Raw genomic sequence first — 18351 nt, 5'->3', positions numbered from 1 at the left:
CTACTTTGTGTTAAACTAAAAGCATGAAACATGATTTTAATCACAAAGCAGAAACCTTTGATTCGCCCAAAAATATCTTTCTTGCAAACTTAGTTTGTAAAGCAGTTGAAAAACAGATTGCTCTTCTATCAGACAAGGAAATACTGGATTTTGGTGGTGGAACAGGTCTGTTAGCTTTGCCCCTAGCCAAGCAGGCCAAGTCGGTTACCCTTGTAGACATCTCGGAGAAAATGCTGGAGCAAGCCCGTTTGAAAGCAGAGGAACAAGAAATCAGGAATCTTCAACTCTTGGAGCAGGATTTACTGGCAAATCCCTTGGAGCAGCAATTTGACCTAATTGTTGTCAGTAGGGTTCTTCATCATATGCCTGATCTAGATGCAACTCTTGCTATGTTTCACCATCATCTTAGGGAGAATGGACAGGTCCTCATCGCTGATTTTGTCAAGACAGATACCAACCATCATGGTTTTGATTTAGCTGAACTGGAAAACAAGCTAGCCCAGTTTGGTTTTTCGAGCATTGACAGTCAGATCCTTTACAGTGCCGAAGGTCTTTTCCTAGGAAATTACGCAGAGCTCTTTTTAACAGTAGCCCAAAAATCACTCGCCTAGTAAGGGAGTGATTTTTCTATAGGAATGGAAAAAAGGAGGGAAATTTGATAAGATAGAAATATGGATTTTGAAAAAATTGAACAAGCTTATACGTATTTACTAGAGAATGTCCAAGTCATCCAAAGTGATTTGGCGACCAACTTTTATGACGCCTTGGTAGAGCAAAATAGTATCTATCTAGATGGCGAGACCAATCTAGAGCAGGTCAAGGAGAACAATCAAGCCCTTAAGCGCTTAGCGCTTCGCAAGGAAGAGTGGCTCAAGACCTACCAGTTTCTCTTGATGAAGGCAGGACAAACGGAACCTTTACAGGCCAATCACCAGTTTACACCAGATGCCATTGCCCTCCTCTTGGTAATTGTTGTAGAAGAGTTGCTTCATAAAGAGGAAATTAGCATTCTCGAAATAGGTTCTGGTATGGGGATTTTGGGGGCTACTTTCTTGACTTCTCTCGCTAAAAAAGTAGATTACTTGGGAATCGAAGTGGATGACTTGCTGATTGATTTGGCAGCCAGTATGGCAGATGTGATTGGTTTGCAGGCTGGTTTTGTCCAAGGAGATGCCGTTCGTCCGCAAATGCTTAAAGAAAGCGACGTGGTCATCAGCGACTTACCTGTTGGCTATTACCCAGACGATGCCATCGCTTCACGCTATCAAGTGGCTTCTAGTCAAGAGCATACCTATGCCCACCATTTGCTGATGGAACAAGGCCTCAAGTACCTTAAGTCAGATGGCTATGCTATTTTTCTAGCTCCGAGTGATTTATTGACCAGTCCTCAAAGTGACTTATTAAAAGGGTGGCTCAAAGACGAAGTGAGTCTGGCTGCTATCATCGCTCTGCCAGAGGATATTTTCTCAACTGCAAGCCAAGCTAAAAGTATTTTTGTCTTACAGAAGAAAAGAGACAAGGAAATAGAACCCTTTGTTTACCCTCTTACTAGCTTGCAAGATCCGTCAGTTTTGTTGACCTTTAAAGAAAATTTTCAAAATTGGAGCAAAGGTACTGAAATATAAAAGAGATTTTGTTATAATAGATGAAAACGCTTAAAAAGAGGTATCATCTTATGACAAAAACAATTGCAATCAATGCAGGAAGCTCAAGCTTGAAATGGCAACTTTATCAAATGCCTGAGGAAAAAGTTTTGGCTAAAGGCTTGATTGAACGTATTGGATTGAAGGATTCGATCTCAACTGTAAAATTTGACGGTCGTTCGGAGCAACAAATTCTTGATATTGAAGACCACACACAAGCCGTTAAAATTTTATTGGATGACTTGATTCGTTTTGACATTATCAAAGGGTACGATGAGATTACAGGTGTCGGCCACCGCGTCGTTGCAGGTGGTGAATATTTCAAGGAATCAACAGTTGTTGAGGGAGATGTGTTAGAAAAAGTTGAGGAATTGGGACTGTTGGCTCCTCTTCACAATCCAGCTAACGCAGCTGGAATTCGCGCATTTAAGGAATTGCTGCCAGATATTACCAGTGTTGTCGTATTTGATACCTCATTCCACACAAGCATGCCAGAGAAGGCTTATCGCTACCCTCTACCAACTAAATACTACACAGACAACAAGGTTCGTAAATATGGTGCCCACGGGACAAGCCACCAGTTTGTCGCAGGAGAAGCAGCGAAACTTTTGGGCCGCCCTCTAGAAGACTTGAAATTGATTACCTGCCATATTGGTAACGGGGCTTCTATCACAGCTGTTAAGGGAGGGAAGTCTGTGGATACTTCTATGGGATTCACACCACTTGGAGGTGTGATGATGGGAACTCGTACAGGAGATATTGACCCTGCTATCATCCCTTATCTCATGCAATATACAGAGGATTTTAATACCCCAGAAGATATTAGTCGCGTTCTCAATCGTGAATCAGGGCTCATGGGAGTTTCTGGTCAGTCAAGCGATATGCGTGATGTGATTGCTGCTATGGAAGCAGGAGACCATGATGCGACTTTGGCTTATGAAATCTATGTTGATCGTATCCAAAAACATATCGGTCAATACCTTGCAGTCCTAAATGGAGCAGATGCGATTATCTTCACAGCAGGTATCGGTGAAAATGCAGCTTTGGTTCGTGAGGATGTCATTTCAGGTATCTCTTGGTTTGGTTGTGATGTGGATCCAGAAAAGAACGTCTTTGGCGTAACGGGAGACATCTCAACTGACGCAGCGAAAATCCGTGTCTTGGTTATTCCAACAGATGAAGAATTGGTGATTGCACGCGATGTTGAGCGCTTGAAAAAATAAGTAAATACACGTAAAATTTGATTGTAAAAAGAAGTTGGGAAAGAGATTTTCCAGCTTTTTTTATGTAGAAAATGTCTAAAACCTTGCTGTTATTGGCTTTTTCAAAAAATATGGTATAATAGTAGTAATTTAATAGATGGAGTTGAGTTTTGAAGAAAAGCTTTCGTGTAAAAAGAGAGAAAGATTTTAAGGCGATTTTCAAGGACGGAACAAGTTTTGCCAATCGAAAATTTGTTGTCTACCAATTGGAAAACCAGCAAAACCATTTTCGAGTAGGACTGTCCGTCAGCAAAAAGCTGGGGAATGCAGTTACCAGAAATCAAATCAAGAGACGAATCCGGCACATTCTACAAAGTGTAAAAGGGAGTTTAGTAGAGCATGTTGATTTTGTCGTGATTGCCCGAAAAGGGGTGGAAACCTTGGAATATGCAGAGATGGAGAAAAACCTACTCCACGTATTAAAGTTATCAAAGATTTACCAGGAAGGAAATGGGAGTGAAAAAGAAACTACAGTTGACTAGTTTGTTGGGCTTGTCCTTGTTTATCATGACAGCCTGTGCAACAAATGGTACAGCTAGCGATATAACAGCAGATTCGACAGACTTTTGGAGCAAATTCGTTTATTTTTTTGCTGAAATTATCCGCTTTTTGTCCTTTGACATTAGTATCGGAGTGGGGATTATCCTCTTCACGATTTTGATCCGGACGATTCTATTACCGGTCTTTCAGACACAGATGGTTGCCTCTAGAAAAATGCAAGAGGCTCAACCACGCATCAAGGCTTTGCGAGAGCAATACCCAGGTCGTGATATGGAAAGTAGAACCAAGCTAGACCAGGAGATGCGTAAGGTTTATAAAGAGTTAGGGATCAAACATTCATCCTCTCTCTGGCCGATTTTAATACAAATGCCTGTTCTCTTGGCACTTTTTCAAGCCTTGAGTCGAGTAGACTTTTTGAAAACAGGTCACTTTTTATGGATTAATTTGGGAGGAGTAGATACAAGTTTTGTCCTTCCGATTTTGGCGGCAGTCTTTACCTTCTTGAGTAGCTGGTTATCGAATAAAGCTTTGTCCGAAAAAAGTGGAGCTACGACAGGGATGATGTATGGTATGCCTGTATTGATCTTTGTTTTTGCCATCTCCGCCCCAAGTGGTGTAGCCTTGTACTGGGCCGTATCCAATGCTTACCAAGTTCTGCAAACCTATTTCTTGAACAATCCTTTCAAGATTATTGCCGAAAGAGAAGCAGTGGCGCAAGCAGAAAAAGATTTAGAAGGCAAGAAGAGAAGAGCTTTGAAAAAAGCACAGAAAAAGAAAAAATAAGGAGGAATCTGATAATGGTATTATTTACAGGTTCAACGGTTGAAGAAGCAATCCAAAAAGGATTGAAAGAATTAGACATTCCAAGAATGAAGGCCCACATCAAGGTCGTTTCGAAAGAGAAAAAAGGATTTTTAGGCTTGTTTGGTAAGAAGCCAGCTCAAGTTGATATCGAAGCCATTAGTGAAACGACAGTAATCAAAGCCAACCAGCAGGCCATTAAAGGGGTTCCAAAAGAAGTTAATGAAAAAAATGAACCAGTGAAAACCGTCAGCGAAGCGACAGTTGATTTGGGATATGTGGTTGAAGCCATCAAGAAGATTGAAGAAGAAGGTCAAGGTGTCTCTGAAGAGGTCAAGGCTGAAATCCTGAAAAATGAAAAGCACGCCAGCACGATTTTGGAAGAAACAGGCCATATTTCAATTTTAAATGAATTGGAACCAGAGGATACTACCGAGGAAGTGAAATCTGCTCCAGAAAAAGAAACTGAAACGCAGGAAGCAACAAGTCAATCTTTGGAAGATTTAGGCTTGAAAGTAGAACCAAGTTATGACATCGAACAAGTGGCAACTGAAGTAGCTAGCTACGTTCAAACCATTGTAGATGATATGGATGTTGAAGGGACGATTTCAAGCGACTACAATCGCCGCACCATCAATCTTCAAATTGACACCAATGAACCAGGCCGTATTATCGGTTATCATGGTAAAGTTTTGAAGGCCTTGCAACTATTGGCTCAAAATTATCTTTATAACCGCTATTCAAGAACCTTCTACATCACGATCAATGTCAATGATTATGTTGAACACCGTGCAGAAGTCTTGCAAACCTACGCTCAAAAATTGGCGACTCGCGTTTTAGAGGAAGGGCGTAGTCAACAAACTGATCCAATGTCAAATAGCGAACGCAAGATAATCCATCGCATTATTTCACGCATGGATGGCGTGACGAGTTACTCTGAAGGTGACGAGCCAAATCGCTATGTTGTCGTAGATGCAGAATAAGCAAAGCAAAATCAGGTTCATCCTGATTTTTTGCTAGGAAAGGAAAGATTCAGATATGCTGAAAACAGTTAGAGAATACCTATCATTTGCAGGAGTCCAGTACCGTAATCCTGATAAAGCTGGCGATGAAAGAGAAAAGATGTTGACCTTGCGGCAAAAAGGTCAAGAGGCTCGGAAGTCTTTTACAGAATTGGCCAAAACCTTTCAAGCTAGTCATCCAGAATGGCAACTGCAACAGACTAGTCAGTGGATGAACCAAGCGCAACGCTTGCGACCGCATTTCTGGGCCTATCTACAGAGAGACGGACAAGTGACAGAACCTATGATGGCTCTTCGTTTGTATGGAACACCTACTAATTATGGGATTTCTTTTGAGGTCAGCTTCATTGAGCGCAAGAAAGATGAACAGACTTTAGACAAGCAAGCCAAGGTTTTAGAACTTCCAGCGGTAGAAGGAATTTATTATCTAGTCTACTCAAATGGGGAAAGTCATAAGGTGGAGGCTACTGAGGAGAATCGTCGTACTTTACGCGAGAAGGTGAGAAGTCAGGAAGTCCGTAAAGTTTTGGTTAAGGCAGATGTTTCCTTCATTGAAAATCAGTCAGTAGAAGCGATATTGGAGAAGCTAGAAGAGGCTTATGCGCGCTTGCTTCCGTACTATGAAGTGACGAGGGAATAGAAAATCAAATGTGTTAGATGAACGCAAATTGTTTTATTGCTATTCTATGCATTTTTTCATATAATAGTAAAATAGGATGTGTGATTTATTAATCACCTCAAAGAGAAAGGAAATTCTATGTCAAATCTATCTGTTAATGCAATTCGTTTTCTAGGTATTGACGCCATCAACAAAGCAAACTCAGGTCACCCAGGGGTGGTTATGGGGGCTGCTCCTATGGCCTATAGCCTCTTTACAAAGCAACTTCGTATCAATCCAGCTCAACCAAACTGGATCAACCGCGATCGCTTTATTCTTTCAGCAGGACACGGCTCTATGCTCCTCTACGCCCTTCTTCATCTCTCTGGATTTGAAGATGTGAGCATGGAAGAAGTCAAGAACTTCCGCCAATGGGGTTCAAAAACACCAGGTCACCCAGAATTTGGTCATACAGCAGGGGTTGACGCTACAACTGGTCCTCTAGGTCAAGGGATTTCTACTGCTACTGGTTTTGCCCAAGCAGAACGTTTCCTTGCAGCGAAGTATAACCGCGAAGGCTTCAATATCTTTGACCACTATACTTATGTGATCTGTGGAGATGGAGACTTGATGGAAGGTGTCTCAAGTGAGGCGGCTTCATATGCAGGCTTGCAAAAACTTGACAAGTTGGTGGTTCTTTATGATTCAAATGACATTAACTTGGATGGTGAGACAAAGGATTCCTTTACTGAAAGTGTTCGTGATCGCTACAATGCCTACGGCTGGCATACAGCCTTGGTTGAAGATGGAACAGACTTGGAAGCTATCCATGCTGCTATCGAAACAGCTAAAGCTTCAGGCAAGCCATCTTTGATTGAAGTGAAGACTGTTATTGGATACGGTTCTCCAAACAAACAAGGAACTAATGCGGTACACGGTGCTCCTCTTGGAGCAGATGAAACTGCGGCTACTCGCCAAGCTCTTGGTTGGGACTATGAACCATTTGAAATCCCAGCTGAAGTTTACGCTGATTTCAAAGAAAATGTTGCAGATCGTGGCGCATCAGCTTATCAAGCTTGGACTAAATTAGTTGCTGATTATAAAGAAGCTCATCCAGAACTGGCTGCAGAAGTAGAAGCCATCATCGACGGCCGTGATCCAGTTAAAGTGACTCCAGCAGACTTCCCAGCCTTAGAAAATGGATTTTCTCAAGCAACTCGCAACTCAAGTCAAGATGCTTTGAACGTTGTAGCTACTAAATTGCCAACCTTCCTAGGTGGTTCAGCTGACCTTGCTCACTCAAACATGACTTATATTAAGACTGATGGACTTCAAGACGATGCTAATCGCTTGAACCGCAACATTCAGTTTGGTGTTCGTGAATTTGCAATGGGAACGATCTTGAACGGGATGGCCCTTCACGGTGGACTTCGTGTATACGGTGGTACTTTCTTCGTCTTTTCTGACTATGTGAAAGCAGCTGTCCGCTTGTCAGCCTTGCAAGGACTTCCTGTGACTTATGTCTTTACCCACGATTCGATTGCAGTTGGTGAAGATGGTCCAACTCACGAACCAGTTGAACACTTAGCAGGTCTCCGTGCTATGCCAAATCTGAATGTTTTCCGCCCAGCAGATGCGCGTGAAACTCAAGCGGCTTGGTACCTTGCCGTGACAAGCGAAAAAACACCAACTGCCCTTGTCTTGACACGTCAAAACTTGACTGTCGAAGAAGGAACAGACTTTGACAAAGTTGCGAAAGGTGCCTATGTTGTCTATGAAAATGCAGCAGACTTTGATACAATCTTGATTGCAACAGGTTCAGAGGTGAATTTGGCGGTCGCAGCTGCCAAAGAATTGGCTAGCCAAGGTGCAAAAGTCCGTGTAGTCAGCATGCCATCAACAGATGTCTTTGACGCACAAGATGCAGCTTACAAGGAAGAAATCCTTCCAAATGCAGTTCGCCGTCGTGTTGCAGTTGAAATGGGTGCAACTCAAAACTGGTACAAGTATGTTGGTCTTGATGGTGCAGTTCTCGGTATTGATACCTTTGGAGCATCTGCCCCAGCACCAAAAGTATTGGCAGAGTACGGATTTACAGTTGAAAATCTAGTCAAAGTCGTTCAAAACTTGAAATAATCACAAAAATCAGAGTGAAAACTCTGATTTTTTATAACCATAAAAACAAGGCACAATCTTGTAAAAGTAGCTGAAATTTGATATAGTAGTCCTATGTAAAATACAAAGGAGAAAATACTATGGAAAATATTAGTCCAAATTTAACATTTTTGATCATGCTTGTAGGTATGTTTGCCTTGATGTTCTTTATGCAACGTTCTCAAAAGAAACAAGCACAAAAGCGTATGGAAAGCTTGAACAAGCTTCAAAAAGGCTATGAAGTCATTACAATTGGTGGGCTTTACGGAACAGTGGATGAAGTAGATACTGAGAAAGGTACAATCGTACTGGATGTAGATGGGGTTTATTTGACCTTTGAATTGGCTGCGATCAAGACCGTTTTGCCACTCAAAGAAGCTGTGACACCAGAAGGAACAGTTGTTGACGAAGGCGGAGCAATCGAAGAATAAAACGGGACCTGTCACTCCCGTTTTTCTATGAGACAAGAGGAAAAGGGATGAAAAAAATAGTATTTGTTTGCTTAGGAAATATTTGCCGAAGTCCCATGGCAGAGTTTGTGATGAAGTCCATGACGAGCGCTTACCAAGTCGAGAGTCGGGCAACGTCATCTTGGGAACATGGCAATCCGATTCATAAGGGGACGCAGGGGATTTTTCAGCAGTATCAGATCCCGTATGACAAAGACAAAACATCGCTTCAGATTGGCAGAGAGGACTTTGAATCATTTGATTACATTATCGGTATGGATGCTTCAAACGTTTCAGATCTGCGTCACATGTGCCCTCAGGAACTACAGTACAAGATCTACTCTTTTGCGGCAGAAAGTGTTCCAGATCCATGGTACACAGGAGATTTTGAGGAAACCTATGCGCGCATCACAAGTGGATGCCAAAGCTGGTTAGACCGTTTAGAAAATGAGAGTGACAATGGAAAAGTTTAAAAAAATCTTTGAAAAATATCGAGTATATCTAACTCGCCCGCGTATAGAGATTGCAACCGTTCTTCTAATCGCTATCTGCGCCGTATCAGTTTTTCTACTAAACACTCCAAAAAAGGGTGTACTGACACTTGACAATGGTGCGCTTGTTTATGATGGAACCTTGGTAAGAGGGAAGATGAATGGTCAGGGGACTATGACCTTTGAAAACGGGGACCAATACACAGGAGAGTTCAATAATGGGGCTTTTAATGGTAAAGGGACTTTTCAATCAAAAGATGGCTGGAAATACGAAGGTGATTTTGTAAATGGTCAGGCTGAAGGTCAAGGGAAGTTGACTACAGAGCAAGAAGTTGTTTATGAGGGGACCTTTAAACAAGGCGTTTTTCAGCAAAAACAGTAGTCTCCAAGTTAGGAGACTATTTTCAAAGCCTGAAAAGAAAACGCTTTCTTGTCTTGAATTCGATAACTAACTATCAACTAGAAAAACTTTGTGAAATAAAAAAATTTTTTCCATAATTTCACAATCGTCCAGACAAAACTCTATTGTATAGCTATATTGAGAAAAAAATCACAATCTTAGAAAATTTCTTTGTGAAATGCTTATGAAACTGTTTACAAAGCATAAAAAAAGAGTTATAATAAATTTGTGAAATAATTAACAAAGGATAACATCCTTAAAGGCTATGGAGGATAATATGGCTGATAAAAAAACAGTAACCCCAGAGGAAAAACAACTTGCTGCTGAAAAGCATGTCGATGGTCTCGTGAAAAAAGCCTTGGTTGCGCTTGATGAAATGCGCAAGTTGAACCAAGAGCAAGTTGACTATATCGTGGCAAAAGCTTCGGTTGCCGCACTTGACGCGCACGGTATCCTTGCACAACACGCAGTTGAAGAAACTGGTCGTGGAGTATTTGAAGACAAGGCGACAAAAAACCTATTTGCCTGCGAACACGTAGTGAACAATATGCGTGGAGTTAAAACAGTTGGAGTTATTGAAGATGATCCAATTACAGGTTTGACAAAGATTGCGGAGCCTGTAGGGGTAATCTGTGGTGTCACTCCGACAACAAACCCAACTTCAACAGCGATTTTCAAATCACTCATTGCTTTGAAAACACGTAACCCAATCGTTTTTGCCTTCCACCCATCAGCTCAAGAATCATCAGCTCACGCAGCACAAATCGTTCGTGATGCAGCCATCGCAGCTGGCGCACCTGAAAACTGTGTTCAATGGATTACAAAGCCATCTATGGAAGCAACTGGAGCGCTAATGAACCACGAAGGTGTTGCAACTATTCTTGCAACTGGTGGGAACGCTATGGTTAAAGCTGCATACTCATGTGGAAAACCAGCTCTTGGGGTAGGTGCCGGAAACGTTCCTGCCTATGTAGAAAAATCTGCTGACCTTCGTCAAGCTGCTCATGACATCGTTATGTCTAAATCATTTGATAATGGGATGGTCTGTGCATCAGAACAAGCGGTTATCATTGATAAAGAAGTATATGACGAATTTGTAGAAGAATTCAAATCATATCACACTTACTTTGTAAACAAGAAAGAAAAAGCGCTTCTTGAAGAATTCTGTTTCGGCGTGAAAGCAAACAGCAAAAACTGTGCAGGTGCTAAACTAAACGCAAACATCGTTGGTAAACCAGCAGCATGGATTGCTGAACAAGCAGGATTCAGCGTTCCAGAAGGAACAAACATCTTGGCTGCAGAATGTGCAGAAGTAGGACCGAAAGAACCATTGACTCGTGAAAAATTGTCACCAGTTATCGCTGTCCTAAAAGCTGAAGATACAGAAGACGGTCTTAAAAAAGCTCGCCAAATGGTTGAGTTTAACGGACTTGGTCACTCAGCAGCTATTCATACAAAAGACGAAGCTCTTGCTAAACGCTTTGGTACAGAAATCAAAGCAATGCGTATTATCTGGAACTCTCCATCTACTTTCGGTGGTATCGGTGACGTATACAATGCCTTCATTCCATCATTGACACTTGGATGTGGTTCATATGGACACAACTCAGTTGGTGATAATGTGAGTGCGATCAACCTTCTAAACATCAAGAAAGTAGGGAAACGTAGAAATAATATGCAGTGGTTTAAAGTTCCTTCAAAAATTTACTTCGAACGCAATTCTATCCAATACCTTCAAACATGTGAAGATATTGAACGCGTTATGATTGTTACAGACAAATCGATCGAAAAACTTGGTTTTGTTCAACGCATTATTGACCAATTGAACAAACGTAGCAACCGTGTAACTGTCCAAGTCTTCTCAGACGTTGAACCAGATCCAGATATCACAACTGTAGAACGTGGTACTGAAGTGATGAGAGCATTTGAGCCAGACACAATTATCGCTCTTGGTGGTGGTTCTCCAATGGACGCGGCCAAAGTAATGTGGCTCTTCTACGAACAACCACAAATCGACTTCCGTGACTTGGTTCAAAAATTCATGGATATCCGTAAACGTGCCTTCCGCTTCCCATCACTTGGTAAAAAAGCGAAATACATTGGTATTCCAACAACTTCAGGTACAGGTTCAGAAGTAACACCATTTGCCGTTATCTCTGATAAGAAAAACAATCGTAAATACCCATTGGCTGACTACTCATTGACACCAACTATTGCCATTGTTGACCCTGCTTTGGTTGAGTCAGTTCCAGACTTCATCGCTGCTGATACAGGTATGGACGTCTTGACTCACGCGACTGAAGCTTACACTTCAAACTTTGCTAACGACTACACAGACGGTATCGCCCTTCAAACAATCAAACTTGTGTTTGAATGGTTGGAAAAATCTGTTAAGACAGCTGATCCAGAAGCTCGCGAAAAAATGCACAATGCATCTACAATGGCTGGTATGGCCTTTGCCAATGCCTTCCTTGGTATGAGCCACTCAATGGCCCACAAGATCGGTGCGGTTCACCATACTGTTCACGGACGTACAAACGCAATCTTGCTTCCATACGTTATCCGTTACAATGGTACTCGCCCATCTAAGACGACTACATGGCCTAAGTACAACTACTGGAAAGCTGATGAAAAATTCCAAGATATTGCTAGAATGCTTGGATTGCCTCACTCAACTCCAGAAGAAGCGGTTGAAGCGTATGCCAAAGCAGTTTACGATCTTGGTGAAGCAGTTGGAATCACAATGAACTTCAAAGGCTTTGGAATCGATGAAAAAGCTTGGAAAGACAGCTTGCATGAAATTGCCTTGCTTGCTTATGAAGACCAATGTTCTCCTGCGAACCCACGCTTGCCAATGGTAGCTGACATGGAAGAAATCATGGCAGATGCTTACTATGGTTATGCAGAACGTCCAGGACGTCGTAAATAATCGTTTATCAGCCTAGAGGCAGGAGTGATCCTGTCTCTTTTTTTGTAAACTCTGAAAGAGTTGAAATCGGAGTTTTACCTTGAAATGAAGAAAATATGCAGATATTATAAAAGATTCTAGAGATATGCTTTGAAAATAAAAGAATAGATGAATGAAAAGGGGGAGAAAAAGTAGAAAAGCAGGAGAGAAAATCAACGCCCATACTTGCAATTAAACTCAAATAGTTATATAATAGGTTTGTTGAAAGGTGATTTGTAGTGATTCAAGTTACTCTTTTCACAATAAAATTTTCATGATTTTCATAAGGAGGAAATCACTAATGGTAGTTAAAGTTGGTATTAACGGTTTCGGCCGTATCGGTCGTCTTGCTTTCCGCCGTATCCAAAACGTAGAAGGTGTTGAAGTTACTCGCATCAACGACCTTACAGATCCAGTTATGCTTGCTCACTTGTTGAAATACGACACAACTCAAGGTCGTTTCGACGGTACTGTAGAAGTTAAAGAAGGTGGATTCGAAGTTAACGGTAAATTCGTTAAAGTTTCTGCTGAACGTGATCCAGAACAAATCGACTGGGCTACTGACGGTGTAGAAATCGTTCTTGAAGCAACTGGTTTCTTTGCTAAGAAAGATGCAGCTGAAAAACACCTTAAAGGTGGAGCTAAGAAAGTTGTTATCACTGCTCCTGGTGGAAACGACGTTAAAACAGTTGTATTCAACACTAACCACGACGTTCTTGACGGTACTGAAACAGTTATTTCAGGTGCTTCATGTACTACAAACTGCTTGGCTCCAATGGCTAAAGCTCTTCAAGACAACTTCGGTGTTGTAGAAGGATTGATGACTACTATCCACGCTTACACTGGTGACCAAATGATCCTTGATGGACCACACCGTGGTGGTGACCTTCGCCGTGCTCGTGCTGGTGCTGCAAACATCGTTCCTAACTCAACTGGTGCTGCTAAAGCTATCGGTCTTGTAATCCCAGAATTGAACGGTAAACTTGACGGATCTGCACAACGTGTTCCAACTCCAACTGGATCAGTTACTGAATTGGTAGCAGTTCTTGAAAAGAACGTTACTGTTGATGAAGTGAACGCAGCTATGAAAGCAGCTTCAAACGAATCATACGGTTACACAGAAGATCCAATCGTATCTTCAGATATCGTAGGTATGTCTTACGGTTCATTGTTTGACGCAACTCAAACTAAAGTTCTTGACGTTGATGGTAAACAATTGGTTAAAGTTGTATCATGGTACGACAACGAAATGTCATACACTGCACAACTTGTACGTACTCTTGAATACTTTGCAAAAATCGCTAAATAATTCTTGAGTCGATAAAAGCAAGGCCTTCTGGTCTTGCTTTTTTGTATAGAAAAATGGATGATAGTGTCATCCATTTTGTTTTAATTCTGTTTCGAAAGTATCCGAGAGGGCAGTAAAACTCAATTTTTCTAAGGTAAGTGGATGGGTAAAGGAAAGTCGAAAGGCATGGAGCATGAGCCTGCTTACTTTTGATCTAGAGTTATAGAGAGGATCGCCCAGGATAGGGTACTTATGATGAGAAAGGTGAACACGAATCTGATGCGTTCGACCGGTCTTTAGTTTGCAACGGACAAGGGTAGTCTGATTTGGAAATTGCTTTAATCGACTGATATGCGTTTCAGCATATTGTCCATTTTTTGCATCAACTATTCTTTTTCTACGATCGTGGCGATCACGGCCGATTTTATCTCGGAAGATAAGTTCTTTACTCTCTACTCGCCCTTCTATAAGTGCCCAGTACTCACGAACGATTTCCTTTTTTTCCAACAAATGATTGAGAATGGGTAAGATAAAAGGATTTTTAGCAAAAAGCACTAAACCGCTTGTTTCCATGTCCAGACGATGAACGACATAGCAGGTTTGGCCAACATAGGCAGAGACATGATTGAGAAGGGCAATTTCACCAGGTTGATTTCCGTGAGTTTTCATTCCCTCTGGCTTGTTGACGATAATGAGATGTTGGTCTTGATAAACCTCTTGAACGAGGTCTGGATTGCCCCAAAGGATTTCTTTTGGGGGATAATCTTCCTCGTCAAAAGTCAACTGGCAAATGTCACCTGGTTTGACCATCTCGTTCCAGTGAACTTCTTTGTGGTTCATTAAGATGTTCTTCTTTATTCTCAAAAAATGGCGGATTTTTCTAGGGATAAGGAGTTGTTCCTCTAGAAATTGTTTGACCGTCATTTGTGGCAAGGATTCGGGTAATGTAAATGTGAATTGCATACAGATATTGTAACAAAAAAAGCCCTATTTGGATAGGGAGTAGCTAAATTCTTGAGTTCCTATGGTGAAGATGATAAAATAAACGCATGAAATTAGATAAATTATTTGAGAAGTTTCTTTCTCTCTTTAAAAAAGAAACGAATGAATCAGCGGAGTCTGATTCGACTAGCATGCGTCGTTCACGGAGCGATAGAAAAAAATTGTCCCAAGTAGGCCCAATTCGGAAATTTTGGCGCCGTTATCATCTGACAAAAATCGTCATCATTTTAGGGTTAAGTGCTGGTTTACTGGTAGGAACCTACTTGTTTGCGATAGCCAAGTCTACCAATGTCAATGATTTGCAGAATGCTTTGAAAACACGAACTCTGATTTTTGACCGCGAAGAAAAAGAGGCAGGAGCCCTATCGGGTCAAAAGGGAACCTATGTTGAACTGACAGATATTAGTAAAGACTTGCAGAATGCTGTCGTCGCGACAGAGGACCGTTCTTTTTATAAAAATGATGGGATTAACTACGGTCGTTTCTTTCTAGCCATCCTTACAGCGGGTCGTTCTGGAGGGGGGTCCACCATCACTCAACAGTTGGCGAAAAATGCTTATCTGTCTCAGGACCAAACCGTTGAACGGAAGGCCAAGGAGTTTTTCCTTGCCTTAGAGTTGACAAAGAAATACAGCAAGGAGCAAATCCTTACTATGTACCTCAATAACGCCTACTTTGGAAATGGAGTATGGGGCGTTGAAGATGCAAGTAAGAAATATTTTGGTGTATCGGCTTCACAACTAACGCTTGATCAGGCGGCCACTCTAGCAGGGATGCTCAAGGGACCAGAATTGTACAATCCATTAAATTCTGTTGAAACTTCGACCAACCGTAGGGATACTGTTTTGCAAAATATGGTTGCAGCGGGCTATATTGATAAAAATCAAGAAACCGAAGCGGCTGGAGTAGATATGTCTTCTCAACTGCAAGATAAGTATGAAGGCAAGGTTTCAGATTATCGTTACCCGTCCTATTTTGATGCAGTTGTCAACGAAGCAGTTTCCAAGTACAATCTCACAGAAGAAGAGATTGTCAACAACGGCTATCGCATCTATACAGAGCTTGACCAAAACTACCAAGCAAACATGCAGGTTATTTACGAAAACACTTCGCTATTTCCAACAGCAGAAGACGGAACGCATGCCGAATCAGGTAGTGTTGCTCTAGAGCCTAAAACAGGTGGAGTGCGTGGAGTTGTTGGTCGTGTAGCTGGTGATGACAAACCAGGCTTTCGCAATTTCAACTATGCCACTCAGTCTAAGCGTAGCCCAGGCTCAACCATTAAACCTTTAGTCGTTTATACACCCGCAGTAGAAGCAGGGTGGGCCTTGAACAAGCAACTGGATAATCATACGATGCAGTACAACAGTTATCAAGTAGACAACTATGCAGGTATTAAGACATCTCCAGAAGTACCTATGTATCAGGCCTTGGCGGAATCACTCAACCTGCCAGCTGTTGCGACTGTAAATGAATTAGGTATTGACAAAGCTTTTGACGCTGGGGAGAGATTTGGTCTGAATATGGAAAAAGTTGACCGAGTTCTTGGAGTTGCTCTTGGTGGAGGTGTGGAAACGAATCCTCTCCAGATGGCGCAAGCCTATGCAGCCTTTGCTAATGGAGGTTTGATGCCTGAAGCACATTTCATCACTCGTATTGAAAATGCCAGCGGCCAGATCATCAAGAGTCATAAAAACTCCCAAAAACGAGTGATTGATAAGTCGGTAGCCGATAAAATGACCAGCATGATGCTAGGAACATTTACCAATGGTACAGGAATTAGTTCGTCACCGGCAGATTATGTTATGGCTGGTAAAACAGGTACGACTGAAGCTGTTTTCAACCCAGAATATACCAGTGACCAGTGGGTGATCGGCTATACTCCGGATGTGGTAATCAGCCACTGGCTCGGTTTCCCAACAACAGATGAGAACCATTATCTAGCAGGTTCGACCTCCAATGGAGCAGCCCATGTCTTTAGAAGTATGGCTAATACCATTTTACCTTACACTACAGGTAGCACTTTTACAGTTGAGAATGCTTATAAACAAAATGGTATTGAACCAGAAAATACGAAAAAGCAGGTTGTTGAAAATGAGACAAACCAGTCTGAGGACCCAATAGGAGATATTCGTAGTCGTGCACAAAATCTTGTAGATGAAGCAGGTCGTGCGATTTCAGAAGCTAAAATAAAAGAAAAAGCCCAGACAATATGGGACTCAATCCTTAATCTATTTCGTTAAGAGGCTTGTCAAAGCCTAGGTTTCTTGTTATAATAGATAAGATGGAGGCGTTATGGCACTAAAAAAAGCAAGCCTAGCTTGTGCAGTTTGTGGTTCAAGGAATTATTCAATCAAAATTAGTGGGAACCCCAAGCCAACACGACTAGAAGTAAATAAATTTTGTAAACATTGTGGAAAATATACGACACATAGAGAAACGAGATAGGAGAGAACGATGGGCTTTATTAAGGATATTTTTAAACTTCTTAAAGAAACAACTTGGCCAACTCGCAAAGAAAGCTGGAGAGATTTTCGCTCTATTATGGAATACACAGCCTTCTTTGTGGTCATCATTTACATTTTTGACCAGTTGATTGTATCAGGTTTGATTCGATTTATTAACATTTTTTAGAAGAAAAGTGGAGAAGTTCTGCTAACTTTCTTCTATCATATGTATGAAAGGAAATATCATGGATAGTTTTGACAAGGGATGGTTTGTTCTACAAACTTATTCTGGCTATGAAAATAAGGTAAAAGAAAATCTATTGCAACGTGCGCAAACATATAACATGTTGGATAATATTCTACGTGTTGAGATTCCAACACAAACCGTGCAAGTTGAGAAAAATGGAAAGAAAAAGGAAGTTGAAGAGAATCGCTTTCCAGGTTATGTCCTTGTAGAAATGGTCATGACCGATGAAGCATGGTTCGTCGTTCGAAACACACCTAACGTAACAGGATTCGTCGGCTCACACGGTAACAGATCAAAACCAACTCCACTTTTGGAACAAGAAATCCGTGATATTCTGGTTTCAATGGGACAAACTGTTCAAGAGTTCGATATTGATGTTGAAGTTGGCCAGACAGTCCGCATCATTGATGGCGCTTTTGCAGACTACACAGGTAAAATTACTGAAATTGATAACAACAAAGTGAAGATGATTATCTCTATGTTTGGTAATGATACGATTGCAGAAGTGAATCTCAACCAAATTGCAGAATTATAACCCCAGAGAGGCTTTGCCTCTCTTTTTATGTGCCGTTGGGGGAGGAAGAAGTATAGAATAGAGGAAGTAGACCCAGTGGCTCGCGCATTTTGCTAAACTAAATGCAGAAAGGAGAGGTCTATGAATCTAAAAGATTTATACGAAGAAAGTAAGGGAATCGTCCATAAGTGTCGCAAAGATTATCATTTGCATCTGTGGGAGAAAGAGGACTGGGATCAGGAAGGCATGTTATGTCTGTATGAGCTGGTGAGTTGCAACCCAGAGTTACTAGAGGGGGAGCGCCATCGACTTTATGTCTGCTTTAAAACAAAGTTTAGAAATCGTATCCTAGATTACATCCGTAAACAGGAAAGCCACAAGCGCCGTTTTGACAAAGAACCCTATGAAGAGGTGAGTGAGATTAGTCATCGTCTAGGAGAAAAAGGACTCAGGCTGGACGATTATTATCTCTTTCACGAACTTCTAAAGAATTACAAATCAAAGCAGAGTATGGAAAAACAAGAGTTAATAGACCGTCTAATGGGAGGAGAAGTCTTTAGAGGACGTAAAGCTCTCCTGAGAGAA

General features: G+C 41.5%; 19 protein-coding genes. 18 read left to right on the top strand and 1 reads right to left on the bottom strand.

Annotation, left to right across the window (positions count from 1 at the left end):
• Nucleotides 1–23 precede the first annotated feature (23 nt).
• The 13 genes from GMD3S_RS0208030 (at nt 24) to gap (ending at nt 13577) form a co-directional block, all read left to right on the top strand.
• Entirely contained in the window at nt 24–611 is a 588-nt protein-coding gene (locus GMD3S_RS0208030; RefSeq protein ID WP_000679761.1) for a class I SAM-dependent methyltransferase, read from the top strand.
• A gap of 60 nt (nt 612–671) precedes the next feature.
• A complete protein-coding gene (locus GMD3S_RS0208025) occupies nt 672–1625 on the top strand; it encodes a class I SAM-dependent methyltransferase (protein ID WP_000345143.1) in 954 nt (317 codons plus the stop codon).
• A gap of 50 nt (nt 1626–1675) precedes the next feature.
• The gene (locus tag GMD3S_RS0208020; RefSeq protein ID WP_000167788.1) at nt 1676–2866 is read left to right on the top strand and encodes an acetate kinase; all 1191 of its coding nucleotides are present in this window, start codon (nt 1676–1678) and stop codon (nt 2864–2866) included.
• A 149-nt stretch (nt 2867–3015) separates the two neighbouring features.
• The gene (gene rnpA, locus GMD3S_RS0208015; protein ID WP_000748120.1) at nt 3016–3387 is read left to right on the top strand and encodes a ribonuclease P protein component; all 372 of its coding nucleotides are present in this window, start codon (nt 3016–3018) and stop codon (nt 3385–3387) included.
• The gene (locus GMD3S_RS0208010; protein ID WP_000728097.1) at nt 3362–4189 is read left to right on the top strand and encodes a membrane protein insertase YidC; all 828 of its coding nucleotides are present in this window, start codon (nt 3362–3364) and stop codon (nt 4187–4189) included. Before rnpA ends, GMD3S_RS0208010 begins: the two co-directional genes overlap by 26 nt.
• A gap of 14 nt (nt 4190–4203) precedes the next feature.
• Nucleotides 4204–5190: an RNA-binding cell elongation regulator Jag/EloR gene (gene jag, locus GMD3S_RS0208005; RefSeq protein WP_000242591.1), complete on the top strand. Its 987-nt coding sequence runs from the start codon at nt 4204–4206 to the stop codon at nt 5188–5190.
• A gap of 55 nt (nt 5191–5245) precedes the next feature.
• Nucleotides 5246–5869, top strand: coding sequence for a hypothetical protein (locus GMD3S_RS0208000; protein ID WP_000921432.1), 624 nt, complete (start codon nt 5246–5248; stop codon nt 5867–5869).
• 117 nt (nt 5870–5986) lie between these two features.
• Nucleotides 5987–7963 carry a transketolase gene (gene tkt, locus GMD3S_RS0207995; protein ID WP_000067909.1) on the top strand — a complete coding sequence of 659 codons (1977 nt, stop codon included), beginning with the start codon at nt 5987–5989 and terminating at the stop codon, nt 7961–7963.
• Nucleotides 7964–8091: 128 nt separating this feature from the next.
• On the top strand, nt 8092–8412 hold the full coding sequence (gene yajC / locus GMD3S_RS0207990) for a preprotein translocase subunit YajC (RefSeq protein ID WP_025168800.1): 321 nt from the start codon (nt 8092–8094) through the stop codon (nt 8410–8412).
• A 47-nt stretch (nt 8413–8459) separates the two neighbouring features.
• Nucleotides 8460–8903 (top strand): low molecular weight protein-tyrosine-phosphatase, encoded by a 444-nt coding sequence (locus GMD3S_RS0207985; RefSeq protein ID WP_000724851.1) that lies wholly within the window; start codon nt 8460–8462, stop codon nt 8901–8903.
• On the top strand, nt 8890–9303 hold the full coding sequence (locus GMD3S_RS0207980) for an MORN repeat-containing protein (protein WP_000410457.1): 414 nt from the start codon (nt 8890–8892) through the stop codon (nt 9301–9303). The genes GMD3S_RS0207985 and GMD3S_RS0207980 overlap by 14 nt, the downstream gene beginning before the upstream one ends.
• A 295-nt stretch (nt 9304–9598) precedes the next feature.
• A complete protein-coding gene (gene adhE, locus GMD3S_RS0207975; RefSeq protein WP_000763996.1) occupies nt 9599–12250 on the top strand; it encodes a bifunctional acetaldehyde-CoA/alcohol dehydrogenase in 2652 nt (883 codons plus the stop codon).
• 319 nt (nt 12251–12569) lie between these two features.
• Entirely contained in the window at nt 12570–13577 is a 1008-nt protein-coding gene (gene gap, locus GMD3S_RS0207970) for a type I glyceraldehyde-3-phosphate dehydrogenase (RefSeq protein WP_000260682.1), read from the top strand.
• Between the two features lie 66 nt (nt 13578–13643).
• Here the strand turns inward: gap and GMD3S_RS0207965 are convergent, their stop codons facing one another.
• On the bottom strand, nt 13644–14519 hold the full coding sequence (locus GMD3S_RS0207965; RefSeq protein WP_008279513.1) for an RluA family pseudouridine synthase: 876 nt from the start codon (nt 14517–14519) through the stop codon (nt 13644–13646).
• A gap of 86 nt (nt 14520–14605) precedes the next feature.
• Between GMD3S_RS0207965 and pbp2a the strand changes: the two genes are divergently transcribed.
• The 5 genes from pbp2a to GMD3S_RS0207945 all read left to right on the top strand — a co-directional run.
• Nucleotides 14606–16801: a penicillin-binding protein PBP2A gene (gene pbp2a / locus GMD3S_RS0207960; protein WP_000762596.1), complete on the top strand. Its 2196-nt coding sequence runs from the start codon at nt 14606–14608 to the stop codon at nt 16799–16801.
• Nucleotides 16802–16853: 52 nt separating this feature from the next.
• The gene (gene rpmG, locus GMD3S_RS10440) at nt 16854–17006 is read left to right on the top strand and encodes a 50S ribosomal protein L33 (protein WP_001809375.1); all 153 of its coding nucleotides are present in this window, start codon (nt 16854–16856) and stop codon (nt 17004–17006) included.
• Between the two features lie 9 nt (nt 17007–17015).
• Nucleotides 17016–17192 carry a preprotein translocase subunit SecE gene (gene secE, locus GMD3S_RS0207955; RefSeq protein ID WP_000505776.1) on the top strand — a complete coding sequence of 59 codons (177 nt, stop codon included), beginning with the start codon at nt 17016–17018 and terminating at the stop codon, nt 17190–17192.
• Between the two features lie 58 nt (nt 17193–17250).
• The gene (gene nusG / locus GMD3S_RS0207950) at nt 17251–17787 is read left to right on the top strand and encodes a transcription termination/antitermination protein NusG (RefSeq protein WP_000376732.1); all 537 of its coding nucleotides are present in this window, start codon (nt 17251–17253) and stop codon (nt 17785–17787) included.
• A 120-nt stretch (nt 17788–17907) separates the two neighbouring features.
• Nucleotides 17908–18351, top strand: a 444-nt coding sequence (locus GMD3S_RS0207945) for a hypothetical protein (RefSeq protein ID WP_025172975.1), incomplete at its 3' end; no start/stop codon positions are given.

The organism is Streptococcus sp. GMD3S, from assembly GCF_000298695.2.
Taxonomy (GTDB): Bacteria; Bacillota; Bacilli; order Lactobacillales; family Streptococcaceae; genus Streptococcus.
The sequence above is the reverse complement of the archived record's forward strand: the minus strand, read 5'-3'. Positions and strand labels throughout refer to the sequence as shown.

Coding starts and splice junctions, on each gene's coding strand:
- GMD3S_RS0208030 (WP_000679761.1), top strand. CDS start 24: ATGAAACATGATTTTAATCACAAAGCAGAAACCTTTGATTCGCCCAAA.
- GMD3S_RS0208025 (WP_000345143.1), top strand. CDS start 672: ATGGATTTTGAAAAAATTGAACAAGCTTATACGTATTTACTAGAGAAT.
- GMD3S_RS0208020 (WP_000167788.1), top strand. CDS start 1,676: ATGACAAAAACAATTGCAATCAATGCAGGAAGCTCAAGCTTGAAATGG.
- jag (WP_000242591.1), top strand. CDS start 4,204: ATGGTATTATTTACAGGTTCAACGGTTGAAGAAGCAATCCAAAAAGGA.
- GMD3S_RS0208000 (WP_000921432.1), top strand. CDS start 5,246: ATGCTGAAAACAGTTAGAGAATACCTATCATTTGCAGGAGTCCAGTAC.
- tkt (WP_000067909.1), top strand. CDS start 5,987: ATGTCAAATCTATCTGTTAATGCAATTCGTTTTCTAGGTATTGACGCC.
- GMD3S_RS0207985 (WP_000724851.1), top strand. CDS start 8,460: ATGAAAAAAATAGTATTTGTTTGCTTAGGAAATATTTGCCGAAGTCCC.
- GMD3S_RS0207980 (WP_000410457.1), top strand. CDS start 8,890: ATGGAAAAGTTTAAAAAAATCTTTGAAAAATATCGAGTATATCTAACT.
- adhE (WP_000763996.1), top strand. CDS start 9,599: ATGGCTGATAAAAAAACAGTAACCCCAGAGGAAAAACAACTTGCTGCT.
- gap (WP_000260682.1), top strand. CDS start 12,570: ATGGTAGTTAAAGTTGGTATTAACGGTTTCGGCCGTATCGGTCGTCTT.
- GMD3S_RS0207965 (WP_008279513.1), bottom strand. CDS start 14,519: ATGCAATTCACATTTACATTACCCGAATCCTTGCCACAAATGACGGTC.
- pbp2a (WP_000762596.1), top strand. CDS start 14,606: ATGAAATTAGATAAATTATTTGAGAAGTTTCTTTCTCTCTTTAAAAAA.
- rpmG (WP_001809375.1), top strand. CDS start 16,854: ATGGCACTAAAAAAAGCAAGCCTAGCTTGTGCAGTTTGTGGTTCAAGG.
- secE (WP_000505776.1), top strand. CDS start 17,016: ATGGGCTTTATTAAGGATATTTTTAAACTTCTTAAAGAAACAACTTGG.
- nusG (WP_000376732.1), top strand. CDS start 17,251: ATGGATAGTTTTGACAAGGGATGGTTTGTTCTACAAACTTATTCTGGC.